Annotated in this window: 23 protein-coding genes, 1 tRNA gene and 1 riboswitch; of the genes, 15 read left to right on the top strand and 9 right to left on the bottom strand. The window is 69.5% G+C overall.

Features of this window, described 5'->3' with window-relative positions; genetic code table 11:
* Positions 1-43 precede the first annotated feature (43 nt).
* The 3 genes from IPN02_16265 to IPN02_16255 are packed head-to-tail and all read left to right on the top strand — an operon-like array spanning position 44 to position 2,960.
* A complete protein-coding gene (locus tag IPN02_16265; GenBank protein ID MBK9298359.1) occupies positions 44-1,138 on the top strand; it encodes a serine/threonine-protein phosphatase in 1,095 nt (364 codons plus the stop codon).
* A 35-nt stretch (positions 1,139-1,173) separates the two neighbouring features.
* The gene (locus IPN02_16260) at positions 1,174-2,682 is read left to right on the top strand and encodes an acyl-CoA carboxylase subunit beta (GenBank protein MBK9298358.1); all 1,509 of its coding nucleotides are present in this window, start codon (positions 1,174-1,176) and stop codon (positions 2,680-2,682) included.
* 23 nt (positions 2,683-2,705) lie between these two features.
* The gene (locus tag IPN02_16255) at positions 2,706-2,960 is read left to right on the top strand and encodes a hypothetical protein (protein MBK9298357.1); all 255 of its coding nucleotides are present in this window, start codon (positions 2,706-2,708) and stop codon (positions 2,958-2,960) included.
* 30 nt (positions 2,961-2,990) lie between these two features.
* On the opposite strand, the gene IPN02_16250 is transcribed toward IPN02_16255, so the two are convergent.
* Positions 2,991-3,926 (bottom strand): hypothetical protein, encoded by a 936-nt coding sequence (locus IPN02_16250; protein ID MBK9298356.1) that lies wholly within the window; start codon positions 3,924-3,926, stop codon positions 2,991-2,993.
* A 90-nt stretch (positions 3,927-4,016) separates the two neighbouring features.
* Here IPN02_16250 and IPN02_16245 point away from each other — a divergent pair.
* Both IPN02_16245 and IPN02_16240 read left to right on the top strand, forming a co-directional pair.
* Positions 4,017-4,091: transfer RNA gene (locus IPN02_16245), tRNA-Pro, on the top strand.
* 91 nt (positions 4,092-4,182) lie between these two features.
* Positions 4,183-5,661, top strand: coding sequence for an amidase (locus IPN02_16240; protein ID MBK9298355.1), 1,479 nt, complete (start codon positions 4,183-4,185; stop codon positions 5,659-5,661).
* On the opposite strand, the gene IPN02_16235 is transcribed toward IPN02_16240, so the two are convergent.
* Complete coding sequence (locus tag IPN02_16235; GenBank protein MBK9298354.1) at positions 5,658-6,872, bottom strand: glycosyltransferase; 1,215 nt, start codon at positions 6,870-6,872, stop codon at positions 5,658-5,660. The two genes, IPN02_16240 and IPN02_16235, sit on opposite strands and share 4 nt — an antisense overlap.
* 53 nt (positions 6,873-6,925) lie before the next feature.
* On the opposite strand from IPN02_16235, the gene IPN02_16230 reads away from it, so the two are divergent.
* Positions 6,926-7,690, top strand: coding sequence for an SOS response-associated peptidase (locus tag IPN02_16230; GenBank protein ID MBK9298353.1), 765 nt, complete (start codon positions 6,926-6,928; stop codon positions 7,688-7,690).
* Between the two features lie 70 nt (positions 7,691-7,760).
* Here IPN02_16230 and IPN02_16225 read toward each other — a convergent pair whose 3' ends face one another.
* Positions 7,761-8,177 carry an HIT family protein gene (locus tag IPN02_16225; GenBank protein ID MBK9298352.1) on the bottom strand — a complete coding sequence of 139 codons (417 nt, stop codon included), beginning with the start codon at positions 8,175-8,177 and terminating at the stop codon, positions 7,761-7,763.
* 101 nt (positions 8,178-8,278) lie between these two features.
* Between IPN02_16225 and IPN02_16220 the strand changes: the two genes are divergently transcribed.
* The 9 genes from IPN02_16220 to msrB all read left to right on the top strand — a co-directional run bounded on the left by IPN02_16220 (position 8,279) and on the right by msrB (position 14,544).
* Complete coding sequence (locus tag IPN02_16220; protein MBK9298351.1) at positions 8,279-8,941, top strand: CDP-alcohol phosphatidyltransferase family protein; 663 nt, start codon at positions 8,279-8,281, stop codon at positions 8,939-8,941.
* A gap of 43 nt (positions 8,942-8,984) precedes the next feature.
* Complete coding sequence (gcvH, locus tag IPN02_16215) at positions 8,985-9,359, top strand: glycine cleavage system protein GcvH (GenBank protein ID MBK9298350.1); 375 nt, start codon at positions 8,985-8,987, stop codon at positions 9,357-9,359.
* A complete protein-coding gene (locus tag IPN02_16210) occupies positions 9,359-9,799 on the top strand; it encodes an FHA domain-containing protein (GenBank protein ID MBK9298349.1) in 441 nt (146 codons plus the stop codon). The genes gcvH and IPN02_16210 overlap by 1 nt, the downstream gene beginning before the upstream one ends.
* A gap of 3 nt (positions 9,800-9,802) precedes the next feature.
* Complete coding sequence (locus tag IPN02_16205; protein ID MBK9298348.1) at positions 9,803-10,957, top strand: hypothetical protein; 1,155 nt, start codon at positions 9,803-9,805, stop codon at positions 10,955-10,957.
* Positions 10,958-11,011: 54 nt separating this feature from the next.
* Complete coding sequence (locus IPN02_16200; protein ID MBK9298347.1) at positions 11,012-11,509, top strand: bifunctional nuclease family protein; 498 nt, start codon at positions 11,012-11,014, stop codon at positions 11,507-11,509.
* A 202-nt stretch (positions 11,510-11,711) separates the two neighbouring features.
* The gene (locus IPN02_16195) at positions 11,712-12,215 is read left to right on the top strand and encodes a MerR family transcriptional regulator (protein MBK9298346.1); all 504 of its coding nucleotides are present in this window, start codon (positions 11,712-11,714) and stop codon (positions 12,213-12,215) included.
* Positions 12,212-13,321 (top strand): glycine cleavage system aminomethyltransferase GcvT, encoded by a 1,110-nt coding sequence (gene gcvT, locus IPN02_16190; protein MBK9298345.1) that lies wholly within the window; start codon positions 12,212-12,214, stop codon positions 13,319-13,321. Before IPN02_16195 ends, gcvT begins: the two co-directional genes overlap by 4 nt.
* A 133-nt stretch (positions 13,322-13,454) precedes the next feature.
* The gene (gene msrA, locus IPN02_16185; GenBank protein ID MBK9298344.1) at positions 13,455-14,087 is read left to right on the top strand and encodes a peptide-methionine (S)-S-oxide reductase MsrA; all 633 of its coding nucleotides are present in this window, start codon (positions 13,455-13,457) and stop codon (positions 14,085-14,087) included.
* A gap of 22 nt (positions 14,088-14,109) precedes the next feature.
* The gene (gene msrB / locus IPN02_16180; protein ID MBK9298343.1) at positions 14,110-14,544 is read left to right on the top strand and encodes a peptide-methionine (R)-S-oxide reductase MsrB; all 435 of its coding nucleotides are present in this window, start codon (positions 14,110-14,112) and stop codon (positions 14,542-14,544) included.
* On the opposite strand, the gene IPN02_16175 is transcribed toward msrB, so the two are convergent.
* The 6 genes from IPN02_16175 to IPN02_16150 all read right to left on the bottom strand — a co-directional run bounded on the left by IPN02_16175 (position 14,504) and on the right by IPN02_16150 (position 22,447).
* Positions 14,504-15,535 carry a TIGR03617 family F420-dependent LLM class oxidoreductase gene (locus IPN02_16175; protein ID MBK9298342.1) on the bottom strand — a complete coding sequence of 344 codons (1,032 nt, stop codon included), beginning with the start codon at positions 15,533-15,535 and terminating at the stop codon, positions 14,504-14,506. The genes msrB and IPN02_16175 overlap by 41 nt on opposite strands.
* A 24-nt stretch (positions 15,536-15,559) precedes the next feature.
* Complete coding sequence (locus tag IPN02_16170; GenBank protein MBK9298341.1) at positions 15,560-16,768, bottom strand: Bcr/CflA family efflux MFS transporter; 1,209 nt, start codon at positions 16,766-16,768, stop codon at positions 15,560-15,562.
* Positions 16,765-17,028: a DUF167 domain-containing protein gene (locus IPN02_16165; protein ID MBK9298340.1), complete on the bottom strand. Its 264-nt coding sequence runs from the start codon at positions 17,026-17,028 to the stop codon at positions 16,765-16,767. Before IPN02_16165 ends, IPN02_16170 begins: the two co-directional genes overlap by 4 nt.
* 11 nt (positions 17,029-17,039) lie before the next feature.
* Positions 17,040-19,985 carry an aminomethyl-transferring glycine dehydrogenase gene (gene gcvP / locus IPN02_16160; GenBank protein ID MBK9298339.1) on the bottom strand — a complete coding sequence of 982 codons (2,946 nt, stop codon included), beginning with the start codon at positions 19,983-19,985 and terminating at the stop codon, positions 17,040-17,042.
* A gap of 28 nt (positions 19,986-20,013) precedes the next feature.
* A riboswitch (glycine riboswitch) is annotated at positions 20,014-20,112 on the bottom strand.
* Positions 20,113-20,343: 231 nt separating this feature from the next.
* Positions 20,344-21,411, bottom strand: a complete 1,068-nt coding sequence (locus tag IPN02_16155) for a serine hydrolase (protein ID MBK9298338.1) — start codon at positions 21,409-21,411, stop codon at positions 20,344-20,346.
* A 34-nt stretch (positions 21,412-21,445) separates the two neighbouring features.
* On the bottom strand, positions 21,446-22,447 hold the full coding sequence (locus IPN02_16150) for a hypothetical protein (GenBank protein ID MBK9298337.1): 1,002 nt from the start codon (positions 22,445-22,447) through the stop codon (positions 21,446-21,448).
* Between the last annotated feature and the right edge of the window lie 53 nt (positions 22,448-22,500).

The following is a 22,500-nucleotide window of genomic DNA, read 5'->3' as shown; positions in this document are numbered from 1 at the left end:
CAGGGCACCTCGCCGGGACCCCCGGCAGGTAGTGTGATCCGTCGTGAGCGTGCACGTACTGCAACTGATCGGGGCAATCGTGGCCGCTCTCGGAACGGGGGTGTGGGCCAGCGCAACGTGGGCCCGCTGGCGGGGTAGCCAGCGGATCCTGGCCGACGAGCCCAGCAGCGATGCCGCCGCCATGGCGCGAGCGTCGATCCGCCAGCACCTGCATGCCGTTCTGTTGTGGCTGGTCGTGTTCGTCGTCGCCGTCGTCCGTGGGTTGACCGCCTCGGCAACGGACATGACCGGGACCTGGGTGGCCATGGTTGCGCTGATACCGCCCGCCTGGATCACGGTGATTCAGGCACGTCGGGGCTCCGAGGACGGCCGCCTGTTTCTCACCCGGCTGCGTCTCGACCAGCGGGCCCAGGAAGTCATCGCCCAGGAGTCCGAGGTGACCGCCAAGTGGACCGACAGGCTGGTGCCGGCCTTTATGGAGGAGGTGGACGACCTCGAGTTCGGTCGTGCCTCCCACGCCGGCGCCGGGCTGGTGACCGGTGACTTTCTCGACGTCGTTCCGCTCGGTCACGGGCGCTGTGCGCTGGTCATCGGCGACGCCACCGGCCACGGGGTGGATGCGTCGATCTCGGCCTTCCAGTCCAAGTACGTGTTGCGGTCCTACCTCCGACGGTTCCGCGACCCGGCGCAGGTGCTCGACGAACTCAACGAGCACCTGGGGGCCAGCTCCGGTCCCGAGGACCTGTTATCGGTGTTGGTGGCGATCGTCGATACCGAACAGGGCACGCTGCGCTATGCGTCGGCGGGCCACTGCACCAACCTGGCCCTCGTCGAACGTGAACTGGTCATTCTGCGCTCGACCGGACCGCTGTTGATGTTGGACCGCAACGCCCACTACGCCAGCCGCGAGGTGGCGTTTGGAACCGAGGATCTCTTGTTGTTGTACACCGATGGGCTCGTCGAGGCCCGCAACTCGTCCAACGCCCAATTCGGCACCGAGCGCATCGGCCAACACCTGCGTCGGGAGGCCACCAGCGCCGCCGAAGTGTTGGCCAAGAGCCTGCTCGATTCCGCCGTCGACCACGCCTCCGGCCAGCTCAACGACGATCTCACCGTGCTGGCGGTTCGTCGCAAGTGAGCGCTGACGCCGAATCCACAACCGACGCCGAACGGCTGGCGGCGGCCGGCGCTCGCGCCCGGGCGGGCAACCTCGAGCGGGGCCGGGCCAAGCTGGATGCCCAAGGCAAGCTCTTCGTTCGCGACCGCATCGACCTGCTGTGCGATCCGGGCACCTTCGTCGAGGACGCGCTGCTCGCCAACGCCTCGGCCACCGACCTACCCGCCGACGGCGTGGTCACCGGCATCGGCGACGTCGACGGTCGCCCGGTGGTCGTCGTCGCCAACGACCCGACGGTCAAGGCAGGCTCGTGGGGCGCCCGCACGGTCGAAAAGATCGTCCGGGCCACCGAGGCCGCACTCAGCCAGGAGCTGCCGATCGTCTGGCTGGTCGACTCCGCCGGCGCGCGCATCACCGATCAGGTGCAGCTGTTCCCCGGGCGGCGCGGCGCCGGGCGCATCTTCCACAACCAGGTCAAGCTGTCTGGACGGGTGCCCCAGGTATGTGCCCTGTTCGGCCCGTCGGCCGCCGGCGGCGCCTACATCCCCGCCTTCTGCGACCTGGTGATCATGGTCGAGGGCAATGCCTCGATGTACTTGGGCTCTCCCCGCATGGCTCAGATGGTGATCGGCGAGGAGGCGACGCTGGAGGAGACCGGCGGGGCCCGCATGCACGCCACCGTGTCCGGCTCCGGCGACAACCTGGCCGCCGACGACGAGGAGGCGATCGCCGCCGTTCGGGCCTATCTCACCTACCTGCCGGGTAACTGGAAGCTGCCACCGCCGGTGTACGAGCCGGTGCCACCGGTGCGCCGGCTCGACGACACGATCGTCCCCGCCGAGGACACCGCCGGCTACGACGTGCACGAGGTGATCGACGGGCTGATCGACGCCGAGTCGTTCTTCGAGATCAAGCCGCTCTTCGCCCCGGAGCTCGTCACCGGCTTCGGGCTGATCGAGGGGCGGCCGGTGGGCATCGTCGCCAACAACCCCGCCATCGTTGGCGGCGTCCTGTTCGTCGACTCCGCCGACAAGGCGGCGCGGTTCATCTGGCTGTGCGATGCGTTCAGCATCCCACTGGTGTTCCTGGCCGACGTACCCGGGTTCATGATCGGCACCGAGGTGGAGCGCCAGGGCATCATCCGCCACGGCGCCAAGATGATCACGGCCGTGTCCGAAGCGACCGTCGCCAAGATCTCGATCATCCTCCGCAAGGCCTACGGGGCCGGTCTGTACGCCATGGCGGGCCCGGCGTTCGACCCGGTCGCCACGCTGGCTCTGCCCACCGCCAAGATCGCGGTCATGGGGCCCGAGGCGGCGGTCAACGCGGTGTTCGCCAACAAGATCGCCGAGATCACCGATCCGGCCGAGCAGGAGGCCTTCATCGCCGAGCGTCGAGCCGAGTACGAGGCCGACGTCGACCTGTTGCGCCTGGCCTCCGAGCTGGTGGTGGACGCGGTGATCGACTGGGGCGAGCTGCGGCGGGAGATCCACCTGCGGCTCAGCCGGGCCGAGGGCCGGGTCCGACACTTCTCCGACAGGCGCCACGGCGTCCCACCGGTGTAAACCAGAGACCCGGAGGTTTTGCCATGCCGTGGTGCTCGGACTGCGACCGCTTTTACACCCAGTCCACGTTGAACAGCGATGGAACCTGCCCGGAGGGTCACCAGGCCGAGCCGATCCCGCCACCCAACACGGCGGCGGCCGTCGATACCAATCAGGCTCCGGTCGAGGACGACGGCAGGACGGCGCCCTGGCACTTCTGGCTGATGGTGGCCGCACTGACGATCTACCTGGGATGGCGCCTGGTGCAGGGCATCATGTGGGCGATCGGCAAGCTGTAGCCAAGCCGACAGCCCGCTCGACGAGGCCGGTCAGCGGCGCCGGGGGTCGACCCGCATCGCCAGCGCCCCCGCCATCGTCGCCACCGCCAGGAGCAGAGGCGGCAAGGTGAGGGGGATCAGCGTGTCGACCAGGAAGTTGGCGTCGAAGCCTGAGAACGTGCGGTCCATCTGCAGGTACCACCCGTAGACGACGTCGATGAGCAGCACGCCGCCGAGCACGAAGGCCACCGGCGCCGCCAAGGCCCGCCTCCTGCTCGCCAGTGCCACCAGCGTGAGCACGCCGGCCACGATGCCCGCCGCCATCACGCCGATGGCGACCTGCTCGCGCAGCGGGAAGTCGACCACCGTCGTGCCGATCCTGATCAGACGCCACAGGCCGCCGAGCGCATACACCGCTGCGGCGGCGGGAATGCCGGCCCACAGGTTCCAGTGCCGGCCGCCGGTTGGAGCCGGCCCTGTCGAGGCGTAGCCCGCTGGTGCGTGGCTGGTCGGAACCTGCTGCGCCTGTGCGGTCGGCGCCGGCTGAGGGACGCCGTAGGCGGTGGTGGCGGGCTGCATCTGCGGGTAGGCCTGTGTGGGGGGCGACCCTGGGGCCGGACCGCTCGGCGACCACTGGCCTGCGCCGGGCTGGACAACGGCGGGCTGAGCCGGGGCGGGCGCACCGGGAAGGGGCTGAACCGCCGTCGGTTGGGGCGAGGGCTCGCCGGGGGTCGACCACTGCGGTACCGCAGTGCCGTACACCGACGTCGCCGGACCGTCGGCGTCTGAACCCGAGCCTGGGACCGCTGCGCGCGCCGTGCCGTAGACCGCCGTTGCGGGACCGTCCGAGCCTGGGTCCGTTGCGCCCGCCGTGCCATACACGCTCGTCGGTTCCCCCTCCGGCGGGACCCCGCCATCGGGCTCCTCGGTGCCTTCCGGGGTCGTTTCCCGGCCCTCATCGCTGGTGTCGCCGACGTGATCGCTCATCGCGACGACGCTACCGTCCACCCGACGGGGCCGGCGTCGCCGGCTCGGTTCGTGACCACGGCGTTCGGCCGATACACTCACCCGCTCACTCGGGCTGTGGCGCAGTTTGGTTAGCGCGCTTGACTGGGGGTCAAGAGGTCGGGAGTTCGAATCTCCCCAGCCCGACTCCAACACGACCACCGGGTCCCCTGCGATCGCAGGGGACCCGGTGGCCTTTTCGGGTCAGACTCAGGCGAGCGGGGCGTACCATCGGCCCATGACTTCAGCCGAACTCTCCGAGATGGACGCCCTCAGCCAGGTGGCGGCGATTCGAGACGGATCGCTCAGCAGCGTCGAGGCGGTCGAGGCGGCGATCGCCGGCGCCCAGGCGGTTGACCCGGCACTCAACTGCATCGTTCACGAGCGCTACGACCGCGCCCGCGCCGAGGCGGCGGCGGCCGATGAGGCACCGGCCGCCGAACGGGGCCCGCTGCACGGTTTGCCCGTCGTGGTCAAGGACCTCGACGGCACGCTGGCCGGCGAGCCCTACTGGGCGGGGAGCAACTACCTGAAGCGGCTGGGATACGTCGCCACCGAGACCTCGATCCTGTTCCAGCGCCTCATCGACGCCGGCGCCATCATCATCGCCAAGACCAACACGCCCGAGCTGGGGCTGGTGCCGTCGACCGAGCCGACCTCGGTGGGACCGTGCCACAACCCGTGGGACCTGGACCGCTCGCCCGGCGGCTCGTCCGGCGGCTCGGCGGCTGCGGTGTCCGCCGGGGTGGTGGCGCTCGGCCACGCCGGCGACGGTGGCGGGTCGATCCGCATCCCGGCGTCCAACTGCGGCCTGGTGGGGCTGAAGCCATCGAGGGACCTGGTGCCGACCTACCCCGACATCGACCCCTGGGGCGGCCTGGTCGCCCGGCTGGGCGTCACCCGCACCGTGGCCGACACGGCCCTGCTGCTCGACGTGCTCGCCGGGCCGGACAACCTGGCATCACCCCAGGTGCGGACCGACCGGGCGGTCAGCTACCTGGCCTCGCTCGACGGGCCGGTCGGTCCGATGCGCATCGCCTGGACCACCGCTGTGCCAGGTGGAGGCACCATCGACCCGGCGGTTGCACAGACGGTCGCCACCACCGCTGAGCTACTTTCCGACGCCGGCCACGACGTTGTGGAGGCCACCCCTTCGATCCTCACCGACGAGGCCTACTACGGCCAGGTGATCGGCTGGTTTCTCGACGCGTTCTCGGTGTGGGTGCGCCGCAGCGTCGACGAGCTTGAGGCGCTGGGTGGGGAGCCGGTCGGGGAGGGCGACGTCGAGGCACACACCTGGGCGCTGCGCGCCGCCGGCGGCGATGTGCCCGCCCACCGCTTCGCTGAAGCCGTCGACGGCCTGATGCGTGTCGGCCGGGAGGTGCGGGCGTTCCTCGAGAAGCAGCCCTACGACGTGCTGTTGACGCCGGTGTGTCCCGAGGTGCCCTGGCCGCTGGGCGGGTTCGGCCCCGAGGCGGACAACCCGATGGCCGCGGTCATGCGCTCCGCCGCGCTGGTTACCTACGCCTCGCCGTTCAACATCTCCGGCCAGCCCGCCATCTCACTGCCCGTTGCGGTGACCGACGGTCTGCCGATCGGGGCCCAGCTGGTGGGCCGCTGGGGTCGCGATGATCAGCTGCTCGCCCTGGGCGCGCAGCTCGAGGAGCGGCTTGGCTGGCAGCACCGGCGGCCGCCCACCCACGTCGCCGACCTCTAACCCGCCACCCGTTGCTCCTCGTCGCGTTCCCGACGACGCCAGGTGAGGTTGACGTTGAGGAAGTAACTGGCCTGGAAGGCGACCAGGATGGCGATCAGCTGCTGGAGGGCGGCGGCGACGCCCTGGGACAGCGGCCCCTCGACCAGGTTGATGATGTCGAGCCACTTGGCGATCGCAAACTGGATCATCAGGCCGTACGCCGAGATGATGAAGAACAGCCCAAAGCCCACCGCCAGGCGTGAGCCCTGGTAGCGGTTCTCCCAAAACGTGAACCAGTTGTTGGCGGCGAAGGTCACCAGCAGCTGGGCGATTAGCCCGACGAGCACGGGAACCGGGAGCGGGTCGATCGCCTCGGATCCGGTCGAGATCGAGCCGAGGCCAACCGCCTCGCCGACCACGATCACTGCGAAGTTGACGCCGACGCCGAACAGGCCGACCAGCGTGTACAACAGCAGCTGAGGCTTGACGATGTGGCCGAAACGCAGGTCGAACACCGCCAGCAGGTAGGACCGGATCACCGACGAGTTCAGCTTGGTCTCGCCGGCGGTTCGGCTGCGGAACGTGTAGCCCATCTCGGCCACCCTCAGGTGGGGGCGGCGGCCGAGGAACTCCAACAGGATCTTGAACCCCTGGGGGTTGACGTCGGGGGCCGCGTCCTCGAAGGCCTCCCGGCTGATGACGAAGTAGCCCGACATGGGGTCGGAGAGCGGCACCCGGAGGAACAGCCGGGCGATCAGCGTGGCCACCCACGACACGAGGCGGCGCGAGCGCGACCAGTCGCCGTAGCTGCCGCCGTCGCTCGCCCGCGAGCCGACGCAGATGTCGGCGTCCCCGCTGGCCACCCGCTGGGCCATCGCGGCCAGGATCGCCTCGTCGTGCTGCCCGTCGGCATCGATCACGCCCAGGGTCCGCCCCTCGGCCAGCTCCATGCCGGCGAGGACGGCCGGCGACAACCCCTTGTCGTGGAAGCGGCGCAGCACCCGCACCCGCTGGTGATCCTCGGCGTAGGCCTCGGCCAGCTGCCAGGTCTCGTCGGGGCTGTCGTCGTCGACGACGATGATCTCGTAGGTGATCCCGGCGAGGGCCGACTCCACCCGTTCGAGCAGGCCGACGATGTTCTCGGCCTCGTTGTAGGTGGGGGTGATCACCGACAACAGCGGGGCCGCCTGAGGCCGGGGCTGAGCTGCGGAGGAGGCGGGGGGAGGAGTCATGAGGGGATGGATCGCGGCGGGGGACCGGACGCTGGAACGGTAGCCTGCCAGGCGTGTGCGGTCGCTTTGTCTCCACCACCCCACCCGACGAGCTGGCCTCGTACTTTCAGGTCGACGCCAACGGCGTCGAGACCCCCGGGACCGACGGCGACGATCGACCGCCCGGTCGTTACAACGTGGCGCCGACCGCCGAAGTGTTCGTCGTCTACGAAGACGGCGACCTGCGACGCCTCGACGGCTTCCATTGGGGACTGGTTCCCAGCTGGGCGAAGGATCTCAAGATCGGCAACCGCATGATCAACGCCCGTGCCGAGACCATCGCGGAGAAACCGGCGTTTCGCCGGGCGTTCGCCAAGCGGCGCTGCATCGTGCCCGCCGACGGCTTCTACGAGTGGACCCAGGAGCCAGACCCGACCAAGCCGGGGAAGCAGCGCAAGCAGCCCCACTTCATCTCCCGCCCCGACGGGGAGCCCTACGCATTCGCCGGCCTGTGGGAGCGGTGGCGGGGCGACCTCAACGGTGACGGCACCGAGACCGAGGTGCGCTCGACCACGATCATCACGACAACCGCCAACGAGCCGATGGCGGAGCTGCACGACCGCATGCCGGTGATGCTGGCGCCCGGCGACTGGGAGGCCTGGCTCGACCCGACCAACGCCGACGTCGACGCATTGGGTCAGCTCCTGGTGCCCGCACCGCCACGGCTGATCACCCACCATCCGGTGAGCACCGAGGTGAACAACGCCCGCAACCAGGGCCCACAGCTGATCGACCCGGTCGACCCGCCCCCGGTCAACGAACAGCTCGGTCTGGTCTAACCCGCCAACTCGGGAGCCCGGACGACCGTCAGGAGGTCGTTTGCACTCCCGACTTCACGTGGTGGTGGGGTTAGGCCGGGGCGGCGCCGTCGAGGTGCTCGCGGATGGCCTGGGCGGCGGCATCGAGGGACTCGGCTGAGGCACTGCCATCGGCTCGGGCAAAGTCGAGGTCGGACTCGGACTCGATCGGCAGCACATGCAGGTGGCAGTGCGGCACCTCCAGGCCGGCGACGATCAGGCCGATGCGGGTGGGGGAGAAGGCCGCCATCTGCGCGTCCCCGATCCGTCGGGCCAGATCGTTCATCTCTGCCCACAACGGGGCGGGCACGTCCAACCAGTGATCGATCGGTTCGACCGGCACGACCAGAACGTGGCCCGGGCGCAGCGGGGCGATCGTCAGGAATGCCACCTTGTCGGCGTCGCGCCACACGAAGCGGCCGGGCAGCTCACCCTCGATGATGCGGGAGAAGATGGTCGGCTGGGGCATTTCCGCGGTGTCGTCCGGGCCTCGTTCGCTCATGAGGACCGATCGTAGGACCCCGCCCGGCCACGCGTCGTTCCTTTGCCGGCCACCGCTACGATGGGTGCGTGACCCAGCGCTCGCCAGGTGCCGACGCCGACCAGCCCGCCGTCCCGATCATCACCGGGCCGACCGAGGCCGAACTCGGTCGCATCGTCACCGTCCCCAACCTGGTCACCCTGGTTCGGCTGGCCCTCATCCCGGTGTTCCTCTGGGTGCTCTTCGGGCTGGACCGGCCCGGGCCCGCCGCCGTGCTGCTCGGGTTCATCTCGGCCACCGATTGGGTGGACGGCTACGTCGCCCGCCACTTCAACCAGGTGTCCAACCTGGGCAAGGCGATCGACCCCGCCGCCGACCGTGCCCTGATCATCTTCGGCTTCGGCGGCATTTTGGTGGCGGGTGCGGTGCCGACCTGGGCGGGGATCATCGTGCTCGCCCGCGAGGTGCTGATGTCCGCCTGGGTGCTCGGCCTGCTCGCCGCCGGGGCCAAACGGATGGACGTCACCTGGTACGGCAAGGCGGGCACGATGGCGCTGATGATCTCGTTCCCATCCTTTCTCGCCTCGACCGACACCGAATGGGCCAGCGGCGTCACCACCTACTTCGAGTGGCAGGCGTGGCTGGCCCTGATCCCGGGACTGATCTTCAGCTTCGTTGCGGTGGGCCAGTACATCCCTCGGGGCCTGACCGCCCTCAGGGAGGGTAGGGCGGCCCGGGCCGAGACCGCCTAGGGGTGCCCGCGGCGGGTGGTCCGGTCGGGTAACCTCCGCCTTCATGGACGTGCCTGACGACCTCTCATATTCCAAGGACCACGAGTGGATCCGCGCCGACGATACCGGCCGTCGGATCGGCATCACCGACTATGCACAGGACGCGCTCGGCGACGTCGTGTTCGTCGAGTTGCCCGACGTGGGCACGACGGTGACCGCCGGCGACAAGGTGAGCGAGGTCGAGTCGACCAAATCGGTTTCCGACATCTACGCGCCGGTGAGCGGCACGGTGGTTGCGGTGAACGACGACCTGGACGCCAACCCCGAACTGGTGAACTCCGACCCGTACGGCGACGGCTGGTTCATGGTGATCGAGACCGCCGATGGCTCGGAGCAGCTGATGGACGCAACCGCCTATCGAGAGCTGACGGAGGGCTGATGGCCGGGGCGCTGATCTGCGCTGTGTGCTCCTCGACGGCGCCCGCTGAAGCGCGCTTCTGCCCGGCCTGCGGATCGCCCCTGCCCGAGGTGGAGCAACAGCCCACCGGTGTGCTCGCAGCGGTTGGGGCCGAACCGGCGGTCGGCACACCCATCCTGATCGTCACCCGCGGCGCCAACGCCGGCAGCCGTTTCGCCATCGGTGAGGGCACGACGATGATCGGCCGTCACGAGGACAGCGACATCTTTCTCGATGACGTCACGGTGTCGAGGCAACACGCCCAGCTCCTTCGTTCGCCGGACGGCATCGAGGTTCAGGACTCGGGTTCGCTGAACGGCACCTACCTCAACGACCGACGCATCGAACGGGCACCGCTCAGCGAAGGCGATCGCCTCCAGGTCGGTAAGTACAAACTGCTCTTCGTACTCGAGGTGGCCTGACACGTGAACCCATCAGATGATCTGACCGTCGGTGAAGTGTTGTCGTTGCTTCAGGAGGACTATCCCGAAGCGACGCTCGGTCGGCTGCGGGAGTTTGAGGACCTGTCGCTGATCACCCCCGAGCTGGGCACCAGCGGTCATCGGCGTTACCCCGCGGCAACCCTGGATCGGCTGCGTTGGGTCCTCGACAAGATGCGCGACGGGTTCGACCCGGCCGACCTGGTCGACGAGTCTGGGCAACCGACGACGCCTCAACCGGAGAGCGATCCCCGGCCGAGCGGATCGGCGGCCGTCGTGCGCAAGAAGTCCGGCGGGGAACCGCCGGCGGAGCCCACCCTTTTCGAGGCCGATCAAACCCGGGTTCAACCCCTTCCCAAGCTCGCCTCCAAGAAGGCGGCACGGAAGTCACCGACCCCGGTCAGCGAGGACACCGCAGCCCACAGCGTGGTGCAGGCGCCGGCCAAGCCCCCGGCCGCCTCACCCCGGCGGCAGCCCGAGCCACCGCCGCAGCCCAAGCCTGCACCCAAGCCAAAGACCAAGACCAAAGCCGCTGTAGCACCAGAGCCAGAGCCAGAGTCGGCCAAGCCCGTCGAGCCGCCGGCCCCCCCGACCCGTGCCGAGCACCGGGAACGCCGGGCGCGCATCGAGGCCGTTTCGGCCCTTCAGGAGCCGCCACCGACCGAACCGGTTCCGCGTCCCCGCCCGTCGCGCACGCGGGACCTGCCGAGCGCGACCGAGGCGACCGAACTGCTCGCCCGGCCGGACTTCCTCGCCGAGGTCGGCCTCGACGAGGAGACGCTGGGCGACATGGAACGTTTCGCGGTGATCAGCCCGGTCACCATCGGCGGCACGTCCTCCTACGATCAGTCCGCCGTGCTGATCGGCAACATCGTCGCTGAACTGCTCGAGCTCGGCTACGAGGCCCGACACCTCCGCATGTTCCGCATGGCCGCCGAGCGCGAGGTGGACCTGTTGCGCCAGATGGCGCTGCCCTTGCTGATGCAACGAAATCCGGTCGGGCGCGAACAGGCGCGCGAGCGCCTCCAGAAGACCGCCGACCTCGGTGCCCGGCTCAACTCCGCACTCGTCGCCGAGGGCGTCGCCGAGCTGATCGACCACTCCGGTGCCGACGCCGCCGGGCCGACGAACGGCCGGTGAGCATCGCCTCGTACGCCTCGGTCCGGCCCCAGGACACGGCTACACTGGGTCGCAGTGTCTGAGTCCACGGTGCAGATGGAACTTGTCGGTGTCCGGCGGGAGAACCCGGGCGATGCGTTCGTTGTCGACCTACGCGAGACCGACTCCCCCCGTCGCATGCTGACGATCTTCATCGGGGTGGGGGAGTGGCAGGCAATCCGCTTTGCCCTCGAGGGGCGGGCCACACCTCGGCCGCTCACCCACGACCTGATGCAGTCGGTGATCGAGTCGCTGGGAGCGACCCTCGACACCGTCGTCATCACCGACCTGCGCGACGAGGTGTACTACGCCGAGCTTCGGCTGTCGTCCGACGACTCGACGATCACCGTCGAGTCCCGTACCTCCGATGCACTTGCCATGGCTGCCCGGGTGGACGCCGACGTGATGGTGGCCACGTCGGTCCTCGAAGCCGCCGGCTACCGGGATAACGACGACGAACAACCCGAGTCGGTCATCGCCGAGTTCCGGGAGTTCATCGATACGGTCACCCCCGACGACTTCGAAGAATCCTGACCCGGCCGGCCGCCGGCGCGGGCATCGTTGTCGGGGGGTGGCTCACTCGCTAGGGTGAGTTTCAACGTTGTGATTCCTCGGTCCGTCGGCGACGAGAGCGACCGGGGCGATCACCGGACACGTCGAGTAGCCGTGTCGACGGGACAGTCAACCGGGCACACTGCGTCGGCACCGGCCGCGCACCGAGGTTCAGGAGCAGCTTGTGGCCATCAGCCAACCCAACCCCGTGATCGACGCCGGCTACAGCGGCAAGCGCACCGCTGAGATCGTCGGCATCTCCTACCGCCAGCTCGACTACTGGGCTCGCACCGACCTGCTGCGCCCGTCGATGAGCGATGCGAGCGGTTCGGGCTCACGCCGGCGCTACAGCTACCGGGACCTGCTCGAGTTGAAGGTGATCAAGAGCCTGCTCGACGCCGGCATCAAGCTCGAACAGGTGCGCAACGTGTTTCACTACGTCAAGGAGCGCCTGGGGGAAGACGTCACCACCGCCAACCTGGTGATCCAGGGCCGCACGTCGGTGCTGGTCGACGACGGCGAGGAACTGATCGACGTGCTTCGCCACGGCCAGGGCGTCCTCAACGTGCTGCCGCTGGGCACGGTCCAGGCCGACCTGGACGCAGCAATCCACAGCCTGCACCCCGACTCGGCACCGGCATCGCTCGACGGCGGGACGAACGCCGACCCCGCAGCGCTCGCCCAGTGAACGATCAGCAGCTCAAGACCTCGCCCCTCAACGATCGCCACGAGGCGCTCGGCGCCAAGCTGGCACCGTTCGGCGGCTGGAACATGCCGCTGTCGTACCCGGAGGGCACGCTGGCCGAGCATCGCGCCACCCGCTCGGCGGCCACCGTCTTCGACGTCTCCCATCTGGGCACGGTCCGCGTCGAGGGCCCCGGCGCCTTCGACCGGCTTCAGGCGGCGTTCACCAACGACCTGACCAAGGTGTCACCGGGCCGGGCCCAGTACACCCACCTGCTCTCCGAGGACGGCTCGGTTCTCGACGACATCATCGTGTGGTGGGTGGATGACCAGCGCTTCGACGTCATGCCGAACGCCTCCAACACCTCCGACCTGTTGGCTGCGCTCGGCTCCGGCGACGCCGGGGAGGACTCGATCGACGATGTGACCTCGACCCGGGCCGTACTCGCTGTGCAGGGGCCGGCGGCCCGACGGCACCTGGAAGCTGTGGTCCCCGAGGCCGCCGACGTCGGCAGGTTTCGGGTGACGACCGTGACGACCGATGCACTCGGTTACCGGCCGGTCGAGTTGGTGGTGGCCGGCACCGGCTACACCGGCGAGGACGGCGTCGAGATAGCCCTGCCCATCGACCACGCAGGGGTGCTGTGGGACCGCCTGATCGCCGACGGCGTCGCCCCGGCCGGTCTGGCCGCCCGCGACACCCTGCGCCTGGAGGCCGGGCTGCCACTGCACGGATCCGAGCTGGGTCCGGGTATCACCCCGCTGAACGCCCGATTGGGCTGGGTGGTGGCATGGAACAAGCAGGCCGGTTTCCCCGGACGGCAGGCGCTGGAAACCCAGCGGGCCGCCGGCGCGTCTCCGCTGCTCTGGGGGTTGCGCACCGAGACCCGCCGCCCGCCGCGGTCCGGGCAAGAGGTCCGCTCGATCGAGGACGGATCCGGTTCCAAGGTGGTCGGCACGGTGAGTTCGGGCAACTTCTCACCCGAGCTCGGGGTGGGCATCGCCTTGGCCTTCCTCGACACCGACATCCAACCCGGTGACCAGGTCGTCATCGACCAGCGGGGCACCGACGTGCCCGCCACCGTCGTCAAGCCACCGTTCCTGGCCTGACCCGGCGATGCTGGGCCGCCCGACCTCATCTGGGCCGGGTAGAGGGAGAGACTGAATAAAACCGACCTGAGACGTCGGGAATCGTCACGCCGTCACACCGGTTGTGGTCACTACGCCCCCAGAACGGAGACACATGTTTGGTCGCAAGCTCCCCGCACCGCCCCCGGCTCCCGAGGATTGCCTGCCGGGTCGGGATCAGCAGATGCCGGTGCCCGAGGCCCACGCCGTCAACGGCCATCCTCTGCAGGGCCCGTGGCCGGAGGGCCTCGACACCCTCGTCGTCGCCATGGGCTGTTTCTGGGGCGCCGAGCGCCTCTTCTGGCAGCTGCCTGGCGTGTACAGCACCGCTGCCGGCTACGCAGGGGGCACCACGCCCAACCCGACCTACGAGGAGACCTGCACGGCCCGGACCGGCCACACCGAGGCGGTCCTCGTCGTGTTCGACCCGGCGATCGTCGCCCTCGACGAGCTGTTCAAGGTGTTCTGGGAGAACCACGACCCCACCCAGTACATGGGCCAGGGCAACGACATCGGCAGCCAGTACCGCTCGGCGATCTACACCAACTCACCCGAGCAGGCCGCGGCGGCCGACGCCAGCCGCGACGCCTACCAGAGCAAGCTGAGCGAGGGGGGCTTCGGTCAAATCACCACCGAGATCGCCCCGGTGGGGCCGTTCTATTACGCCGAGGACTACCACCAGCAGTACCTGGCCAAGAACCCGGGCGGGTACTGCAACCACGGCTTCTGCCAGGTTGCCTACGCCTGAGTTTCCACCCCACAGCCAACCGATGACGACAAGCGAGGAATCAACTGTGAACACCGACCAGAACCAGGGAGACCTGCGAGAGCGCCTGACGCCCGAGCAGTACGAGGTAACCCAGAACGGCGGCACCGAGCGCGCCTTCACCGGTGCCTACTGGGACACCAAGGACGCCGGCGTGTACCGCTGCGTCGTCTGCGACGAGGCCCTGTTCGACAGCGACACCAAGTTCGATTCCGGCACCGGCTGGCCGTCGTTCTTCACCGCGATCGGCGACGACAAGGTGAAGCGCATCGAGGACCGCACCCTGGGCATGACCCGCATCGAGGCCCGCTGCGCCAACTGCGATGCCCACCTGGGCCACGTGTTCCCCGATGGGCCCAAGCCCACCGGCGAGCGCTACTGCATGAACTCGGCGTCGCTCACCCTGGATCCCGCCGCAGGCGAGGATTCAGGGCGGTGACCACCTCGACGAAGTGACGGGGGTCGGGCGCCCGGTTGTTGACCAGGCTCACGTGATCCGAGATGCCTCCCAGTCGGCGCCGTAACGCCGGTGCAATGGCGTCCGGCTCGCCGACGACGGCCACCTCCTCAAGGAACTCGTCGTCGATCAGCTCGGCCATTTCACCCCACTCGCCGCGTCTGGCCCGGGTCTTCAGCTGGCCGTGAAGATGGCCGCGCCCGTGCAGGTCGAGCACCGGCCGGTAGGCGGGCGTGGTGCCATAGAACGCCAGCTGGGCCCTGACCGCCTCCCGTGACCGCTCCAGTTCGGCCTCATCCCGGCCGGTCACCACGATGGTGACGCAGGTGAGTTCGACGTCGGCGGGGGAGCGCCCGGCTCGAGCAGCGCCCCGGGCGATCGCCGGCACGGTCAGTTCCTGCAGCGAGCGACGGGTGTTCAAAGGGTGCACCAGGAACCCGTCGGCCACCTCGCCAGCAACCTCGGTCATCAGCGGTCCGACACCGGCGGTGAGGATGGGCGGTGGACCGAACGGGTTCGGGCCGGGATCGAAGGCGGGCACCATTCGAGTGTGGCGGTAGAACTCGCCTCGAAAGTCCAGTGGGTCGCCGGTCTCCCACGCCTCCCAGATCGTCCGGATGGCCAGCACCATCTCGCGCATGCGCGCCGCCGGGCGCGACCACTCCATGCCGTAGCGCTCGACGATGTGGGGCCGGACCTGAGAGCCCAACCCCAGCGCAAAACGGCCGCCGGTGATCGTCTGCAGGTCCCAACCGGCGTTGGCCAGGGTCATCGGCGTGCGGGCGAACGCGATGGCGATCGCCGTGCCCAGCTGGATGCGCTCGGTGTGCTGGGCGGCGACGGCGAGCGGCAGAAACGGGTTGTGCTTGGCCTCGAACGAGAAGGCCCGGTCGTAACCCAACGCCTCGAGCTCCGCATAGATCGTCGGCGCCTCGGTGAGGTCGTCGGTGGGCACCGTCATCGATACGTGCATGCGCACAGCGTGACAGGTTTGGCCTCAGGAACCCCGGCCGCTCCACAGCAGCGCGCCCAGCCCAGCGGCGCCGAAGGCGGTGGCCCCGACGAGCATCGGGGTCACCGTGGCGCCGATCCTGGCGTCGACCACCGCTGCGAGCAGCGCCCCAACCCCGAGTTGGCCCAACCCCAGCACAGCGCTGGCCATGCCCGCCTGGTCGGCCATCGGTCCCAGCGCAATCGCTGCGCACATCGGGGTCATGATCATCGACATGGCGTTGGCGACGAGCGCCCAGGCGAACCAGGCCCACAACGGCGGCACACCACCCCAGGCGATCGCCACCGTCAGGCCGGCCAGCCCCGCCAGGACGAACACCCAGGCGGCCCGGACGGCCATCGGGCGCACCCCAAAGCGTGAGATCAGACGGTTGTTCACCAGCAGCGCCGCCGCCATGCCGACGCCGGAGAGCCCGAACAGCAGCGTGAACTGCGAGCTGCGCCCGTAGATGCGATCGATCACCGGCTGGGCGCTGCCGAGCCAGATGAAGAAGGCGGCTCCGAAGAACGCCTGGGCGATGATGGCCCACAGCGTCACCCGGGTGGTCACCACCGCTGCGAAGGCCCGCCTGATCGGCGCGACCCGCAGCGGCTGGCGATGTTCGGGCGCCAGCGTCTCGCCGAAGGCGAACGCCCAGGCCAACGCCACGGCCGCCAAGGCGATCGCCACGGCGAACACCGCCCGCCACGAGCCGGTGAGCAGGATCCACTCGCCGATGAACGGCACGACGATCGGACCGATCAGGAAGACGGCGGTCACCAGCGACACCACCCGGGCCATGCGCTCGCCGGCGTACAGGTCGCGGGCGATCGCCATCCGCAGCACCGCCGGCGCAGCGGCGCCAAGTCCCCAGATGAAACGCCCGACGAGCAGCATTCCCAGGCCGTTGGCCGTCGCCGCCCCCAACGCGCCCAGCGCATAGACGCTGAGGCCGACCATCATGATCGGACGGCGGCCGAAGCGGTCGGCGAGCACGCCGAAGATCAGTTGCCCAATCGCCATGCCGACGAAGTAGGGGGTGCCGGTGATCGCCGGGCTGAGCCCACGAGCATCCAGGCCGAAATCGCGGCTCAGCTCGTCGAAGGCGGGCAGCGCGGCGTCGATGCCGAATGCCATCAGCACGCTGACGAAGGCCAAGAACGCCACGACGGCCACCTCGGAACGCGCCGGGGTCGCACCGACCCGAGCGCTCACGCCGAACCCAGCAGTTGCGCCGCCCGCCCAGCGACCCGGTCGGGCACCTCGACGCGTTTAGCCCGACCGGTGTGGCCACCGACGATGCGCACGTCCCGCTTGGGTACCTCGAGGGCCTCGGCCAGCGCTGCCACGACGGCGACGTTGGCCCGGCCGTCAACCGCCCGCGCTGCGACGGCGACGACCAGGGCATCGCCGTGACGCCCGCCGACCCCGGGCCTTCTCGACCCGGGCTTGGCCCACACCGCCACGATCGCCACCGGAGGTTCCGTTAGGCCTCGGCCAGCACTTCGATCGGCGGACACGAGCACACCAGGTTGCGGTCGCCGTAGCCGCCGTCGATGCGCGACACCGGCACCCAGTACTTGTTTCGACGCAGCTCGGGCAGCGGGTAGGCGGCCAGCTCGCGGCTGTACGGGTGGGTCCACTCGTCGACGAGCAGGTCCTCGGACGGGTGCGGGGCGTTGACCAACGGGTTGTCGTCCGCCGGCCAGGTGCCGTCCACCACCCGGTCGATCTCCGAGCGGATGGCGATCATGGCGTCGCAGAAACGGTCGAGCTCGGCCTTGGACTCCGACTCGGTCGGTTCGACCATCAGCGTGCCCGTCACCGGGAAGCTCATCGTCGGGGCGTGGAAGCCATAGTCGATCAGCCGCTTGGCCACGTCCTCGTCGGTGATGCCGCTCTCCTTGGTGAGCGGTCGCAGGTCGAGGATGCACTCGTGACCCACCCGGCCGCGAGCCCCCGTGTAGAGCACCGGGTAGTGGGCATCGAGACGCTCGGCCACGTAGTTGGCGGTGAGGATGGCCCCGGACGACGCGGCGGTCAGACCGTCGGCACCCATCATGGCGATGTAGGCGTAGCTGATCGGCAGGATCGAGGCCGAGCCCAGGGGGGCGGCCGAGACAGCACCAACCCGGTCGGTCCGCTGGACATCGCCGGGGGAGAAGCTTCCCTGATCGGTGGCCGGAATGAACGGCGCCAGGTGCTCACGCATCACGACCGGGCCGACGCCCGGTCCGCCACCGCCGTGGGGGATGCAGAAGGTCTTGTGCAGGTTGAGGTGGCTGACATCGGCGCCAAACTTGCCGGGCCGGGCCAGGCCGACGAGGGCATTGAGGTTGGCGCCGTCGAGGTACACCTGACCGCCCGCGTCGTGCACAGCAGCGCAGATCTCGCTGATCGCCTCCTCGAACACGCCGTGGGTCGAGGGGTAGGTGACCATGAGGGCAGCCAGCTCGGCGGCGTGCTCGTCGATCTTGGCCTGCAGGTCGACCGTGTCGACGTTGCCCTCGTCGTCACAGGCGACGACGACGACGTTCATACCGGCCATCACCGCCGAGGCGGCGTTGGTGCCGTGCGCCGATGATGGGATCAAACAGACCTGGCGCTGCGTCTCGCCCCGGCTCTGGTGATAGGCCCTGATAGCGAGCAGCCCGGCCAGCTCGCCCTGGCTGCCGGCGTTGGGCTGGATCGAGGCGGCGTCGTAGCCGCAGATGTCGACCAGCCAGCGCTCGAGGCGGCGGGCCAGCTCGGTGATGCCGGCCAGCTGATCGGCGGGTGCGAAGGGATGCAGGTCCGAGAACTCCGGCCAGGTGACCGGCAGCATCTCGGTGGTGGCGTTCAGCTTCATCGTGCAGCTGCCCAGCGGGATCATCGAGCGGTCGAGCGCCAGGTCGGCATCGGACAGGCGCCGCAGGTAGCGCAGCATCTCGGTCTCCGTGCGGTGGCTGTGGAAGGTCGGGTGCGTGAGGAACGGGGTGGTGCGAACGAGGTTGGCCGGGATCAGCCCAGTGGTGTTTGCGTCGGGGTTGGCGACGGCGGCGCTCAGCGCGTCGGCCACCCCCTGGCGGTCCATGGCGACGTCCCCTCCGGCGATTGCCACCAAGGCGTCGGCGAGGGCGGCGGGGGTGGTGGTCTCGTCGACCGACAGGCCGACGGTGTCGCCGTCCACCCGGCGCAGGTTGATCTCGCACTCGAGCGCGGCGGCCAGCACCGCGTCGGCCCGGCCGGGCACCGACACCCACAGGGTGTCGAACGCTGCCCCGGTCACCACCTCGACACCGTTGCTGCCCAGTATCTCTGCGGCCTCCTCGGTGAACGACGCGATGCGCTCGGCAATGTCGAGCAGTCCCTCGGGCCCGTGATAGGTGGCGTAGCTGGCGGCCATCACCGCCAACAGCACCTGCGCCGTGCAGATGTTGGACGTGGCCTTCTCGCGCCGGATGTGCTGCTCGCGGGTCTGGAGGGCGAGGCGCATCGCCGGACGGCCGGCGGCGTCGACCGAGACGCCCACCAGGCGCCCGGGCAGCGAGCGGCGCAGCTTGTCCGTCACCGCCATGAACCCGGCGTGCGGGCCGCCGGCGCCCATCGGCACACCGAAGCGCTGGGCGGATCCGACCGCGATGTCGGCGCCCCACTCGCCGGGTGGGGTCAACAGGGTGCACGCCAGCAGGTCGGTGGTGACCGCCACCAGGGCCCCCGCCTCGTGCAGGGCAGCGGTCAGCGGGCTGAAGTCGCTGATCGTGCCGTCGGTGGCCGGGTAGGCGAGCAGCGCTCCGAAGTAGTCGGCGGCTTCGACGCCACCGCTGCGAGGATCGACCAGGTCCAGCTCGATGCCCAGGGGCGCCGCCCTCGTGGCGACCACGGCGATCACCTGCGGGTGGCAGCGAACGTCGACGAGAAACTTGGTGGCCTTGCTCTTCGACTGGCGACGGCACAGGGTGAGCGCCTCGGCGGCCGCGGTGGCCTCGTCGAGCAACGACGCACCGGCGAGGTCCAGGCCGGTCAGGTCCTGCACCACGGTCTGGAAGTTGAGCAGCGTCTCCAGGCGGCCCTGGGAGATCTCGGGCTGGTACGGGGTGTAGGCGGTGTACCAGGCGGGGTTCTCCAGCACGTTGCGCTGGATCACGGCCGGGGTGTGGGTGCCGTAGTAGCCCTGCCCGATCATCGACGTGACCACGCGGTTGCGACCCGCCAGCTCACGCAGGTGATCGAGCAGCTCGTGCTCGGCCATCGGCCCGGGCAGATCGGTCAGCCGAAGCGGCTCGTTGTCGCGCACCGACGTGGGCACGGTGGCGTCGATCAGCTGGTCCATCGTCTCGAAGCCCAGAGCGGCGAGCATGGCGACGGTCTCGTGTGCGTCGGAGCCCAGGTGGCGAGAGGCGAAGCTCCCGACCGGGGCGGACTCATGGGACTGAACTGGGGAAGTGGACACCGGTGACTCCAGGCGCGTTTGAGGGATCGAGCCCCCCGCTGTCCATGGTGCCTGAGAGCTTCACCGGGTCGGTGCCCGGTTTTCCCCTTCGGCGAGGGCGGTTGCCCTGCTTTCCAGCGTGTGCCTGACCCGGGCGGTACCGGTGCCTGAGAGATTCCGGGGTGGTTGCTCCTCCGGCGGCCGGGCGGCGTGAGCCCCCGACGCTCTTCCGTCCGAGATGGTCGGCTTCAGTTTCGTCCCAGCGTAGCCGCGGCCGCCCCCCACCCGAATCGGGTGCAGCGGACGAACTCTGCCGCTTCAACGTCGTAGACCGCGCGATAGCGACAGAGTTCGACCAACACGGGTCACGCCGTGGCGCTCAGCCCGTGCCGGTCAGGGCCTCGAGCAGGTCCCAGCGCCACTGTTGCAGCGCCGGTGCGCACTCGGCGGGAGTCTTGCCGAGGCGCACGATCACCGTGTCGGCGCCAGGGACCACCGTGATCGACTGGCCCTCGTAGCCGTTGGCCCAAAACACTCCCAGCTCGGAGTCCGCCTTCACCCACCACTGCTCGCCGTAGCCGGTGCCCTCGTCGTCGAAGGACAGGAGGCGGCGCGCCCGATCGGCCCAGCCCTCCGGCAGCAGCCGGCGCCCGTCCCACATCCCGTCACGCAGATACCACAGGCCAAACCGCGCAAAATCCCGGGCGGTCGCCCACACGTACGACGAGCCGACAAACGTGCCGGCGTCGTCGAAGCGCGGATCGGCCGAGGTCATCCCCAGCGGACCGAAGATGCGCTCGGCCAGGTGCCGCGCCATTGCGGCCTCGCCGCCCCCGAGGGCATCGCCGCAGAGGCGGGACAGGATGTTGGTCGCGCCCGACGAATAGACAAACTCGGAACCCACCGGAGATTCGAGGGGCAACGAGGCCGCGTAGTGGGCCATGTCGGCCCGCTCGTCACCGAAGAGCATGCGCAGACAGGTGGAGGCGTCGGGATCGACGTAGTCCTCCACCCAGTGCAGCCCGCTTCGCATCGCCAGCAGGTCGGCGGTTCCGATCGACGAGCGGGGGTCGGTGGGCTCGGCCCACTCGGGCACCGGCGCCCGTTCGTGCGGGTCGATCGCTCCGTCGAGCACCAAGGCGCCCAGCGCCGCCTGGGTGATACTCTTGGCCATCGACCACGACACGAGAGGCGTGTCGGCATCGGTGTCGGGGCCGTAGCGCTCCAACACCAACCGTCCACCCTGGATGACGACGACCGCCAGGGTGAGCGCCAGGTCGTCGTGTGGCTGGTCGGCGAACGCCTGGGCCACCAACGCCTCCACCGCGCCCTGATCGTGGGCGACCAACTCGCCGGTCGGCCACTGCTCGGTCGGCCAGGGCACCCCATGGGGTTGCGCCGGCAAGGGTACGAGCTCGTATTGAGGCCAGTCTCCAGGTGCGTTCATCGTGGAAGTTCCTCCATCTTTGCTCGTCGGAGCGTTAGATCGGGCGACCAAACGGCAGCTCGTCCTGCCAAGTGCTGAGAAACGCCTCGGCGGCGTAGCATGCCTCGAGCACCAGGCCGTCGTCCCCGCCGGGGAGGGAGGCGAGCGCCTCGGTAATGCGGTTGCGGGCCTCGGCGCGCAGCGACTCGAGGTCGGCCCCGTCGTCGGGCCACTGCGCCAGCAGCGGCCCGGCCACCGTCACGAAGTCGGGCAGCACACGGCGATCGGCCCGCTGGGCCACGGCCAACGCCCGGGTGGTGACCGCCAACCTGGCGTACGGGACCACGATAGGGGCGGCGATCTGGGCCATCCGATGATGGTCGACCGAGTTGGTCTTGGCGCCGACCAGCGCCAGGTCGGCATGGGTGTGCAGGCCGTCGTCCACCGGATCGCCCGGCGGGTCGATGTCGGTGTTCCCGACCGAGGCGGCCAGCGTGTCGAGCGCGTCGGAGTCGAAGCCTTCGGTGCGTTGGCGGGACCCGATGGCCACGACGGTGGCGCCGGTGGCGACCGCGGCGCGGGCCAGGCGGATCTCGTCAGGGCTGGAGCCGTCGATGCTCACCCGGGCACCGTCGAGTGGTCCGTGGGCCCAGGCCGCAGCGGCGAGCACGCCCTCGTCGGCCAAGGAGCCAACGACCGAGGCATCAAAACACATGGCGCTGCGCGTATCGGCGTCGCGCAGCGGAGCCAGGTCGTCGGCGGACACACCTTTGGCGGCATCGAGGAAAACCCGGCGATCGCCTAACGCCTCGGACAAGTTGGCGACGAACGCGGCAACCGAGTCGTTGCGCACCTTGGGGTCAGCGCTGATGCCGGCCGATGCCCCGGACACCTTCATGCCGAGGATCCCGTAGCTGTAGGTCACCGACCGGGCCAGGTTGGTAGCCCCGTCCTTGAGGATCTTGCGCGCCCACCGAACGATGCCGGTGGCGTCGGGGGCGTTGGGCAGGTCGACGAGCACGAAGCCGCCGCTATCGGGTACCGAGACGTAATCCACGTCGCCGAGTTTGCCAGACGAGCCCAGATCGTGGTGATTGCGGCACCAGACCG

Source organism: Candidatus Microthrix subdominans, assembly GCA_016719385.1.
Taxonomy (GTDB): Bacteria; Actinomycetota; Acidimicrobiia; order Acidimicrobiales; family Microtrichaceae; genus Microthrix; species Microthrix subdominans.
This window is presented reverse-complemented; position numbering and strand designations above follow the sequence as displayed.

Bases quoted from the DNA above. Each gene is read 5' to 3' on its own strand.
- IPN02_16235 (MBK9298354.1), bottom strand. From the start codon at position 6,872: ATGACTCCTCCCCCCGCCTCCTCCGCAGCTCAGCCCCGGCCTCAGGCG.
- msrB (MBK9298343.1), top strand. From the start codon at position 14,110: ATGACGACAAGCGAGGAATCAACTGTGAACACCGACCAGAACCAGGGA.
- IPN02_16225 (MBK9298352.1), bottom strand. From the start codon at position 8,177: ATGCCCCAGCCGACCATCTTCTCCCGCATCATCGAGGGTGAGCTGCCC.
- IPN02_16240 (MBK9298355.1), top strand. From the start codon at position 4,183: ATGACTTCAGCCGAACTCTCCGAGATGGACGCCCTCAGCCAGGTGGCG.
- IPN02_16255 (MBK9298357.1), top strand. From the start codon at position 2,706: ATGCCGTGGTGCTCGGACTGCGACCGCTTTTACACCCAGTCCACGTTG.
- gcvH (MBK9298350.1), top strand. From the start codon at position 8,985: ATGGACGTGCCTGACGACCTCTCATATTCCAAGGACCACGAGTGGATC.
- IPN02_16155 (MBK9298338.1), bottom strand. From the start codon at position 21,411: ATGAACGCACCTGGAGACTGGCCTCAATACGAGCTCGTACCCTTGCCG.
- IPN02_16175 (MBK9298342.1), bottom strand. From the start codon at position 15,535: ATGCACGTATCGATGACGGTGCCCACCGACGACCTCACCGAGGCGCCG.
- IPN02_16250 (MBK9298356.1), bottom strand. From the start codon at position 3,926: ATGAGCGATCACGTCGGCGACACCAGCGATGAGGGCCGGGAAACGACC.
- msrA (MBK9298344.1), top strand. From the start codon at position 13,455: ATGTTTGGTCGCAAGCTCCCCGCACCGCCCCCGGCTCCCGAGGATTGC.
- IPN02_16210 (MBK9298349.1), top strand. From the start codon at position 9,359: ATGGCCGGGGCGCTGATCTGCGCTGTGTGCTCCTCGACGGCGCCCGCT.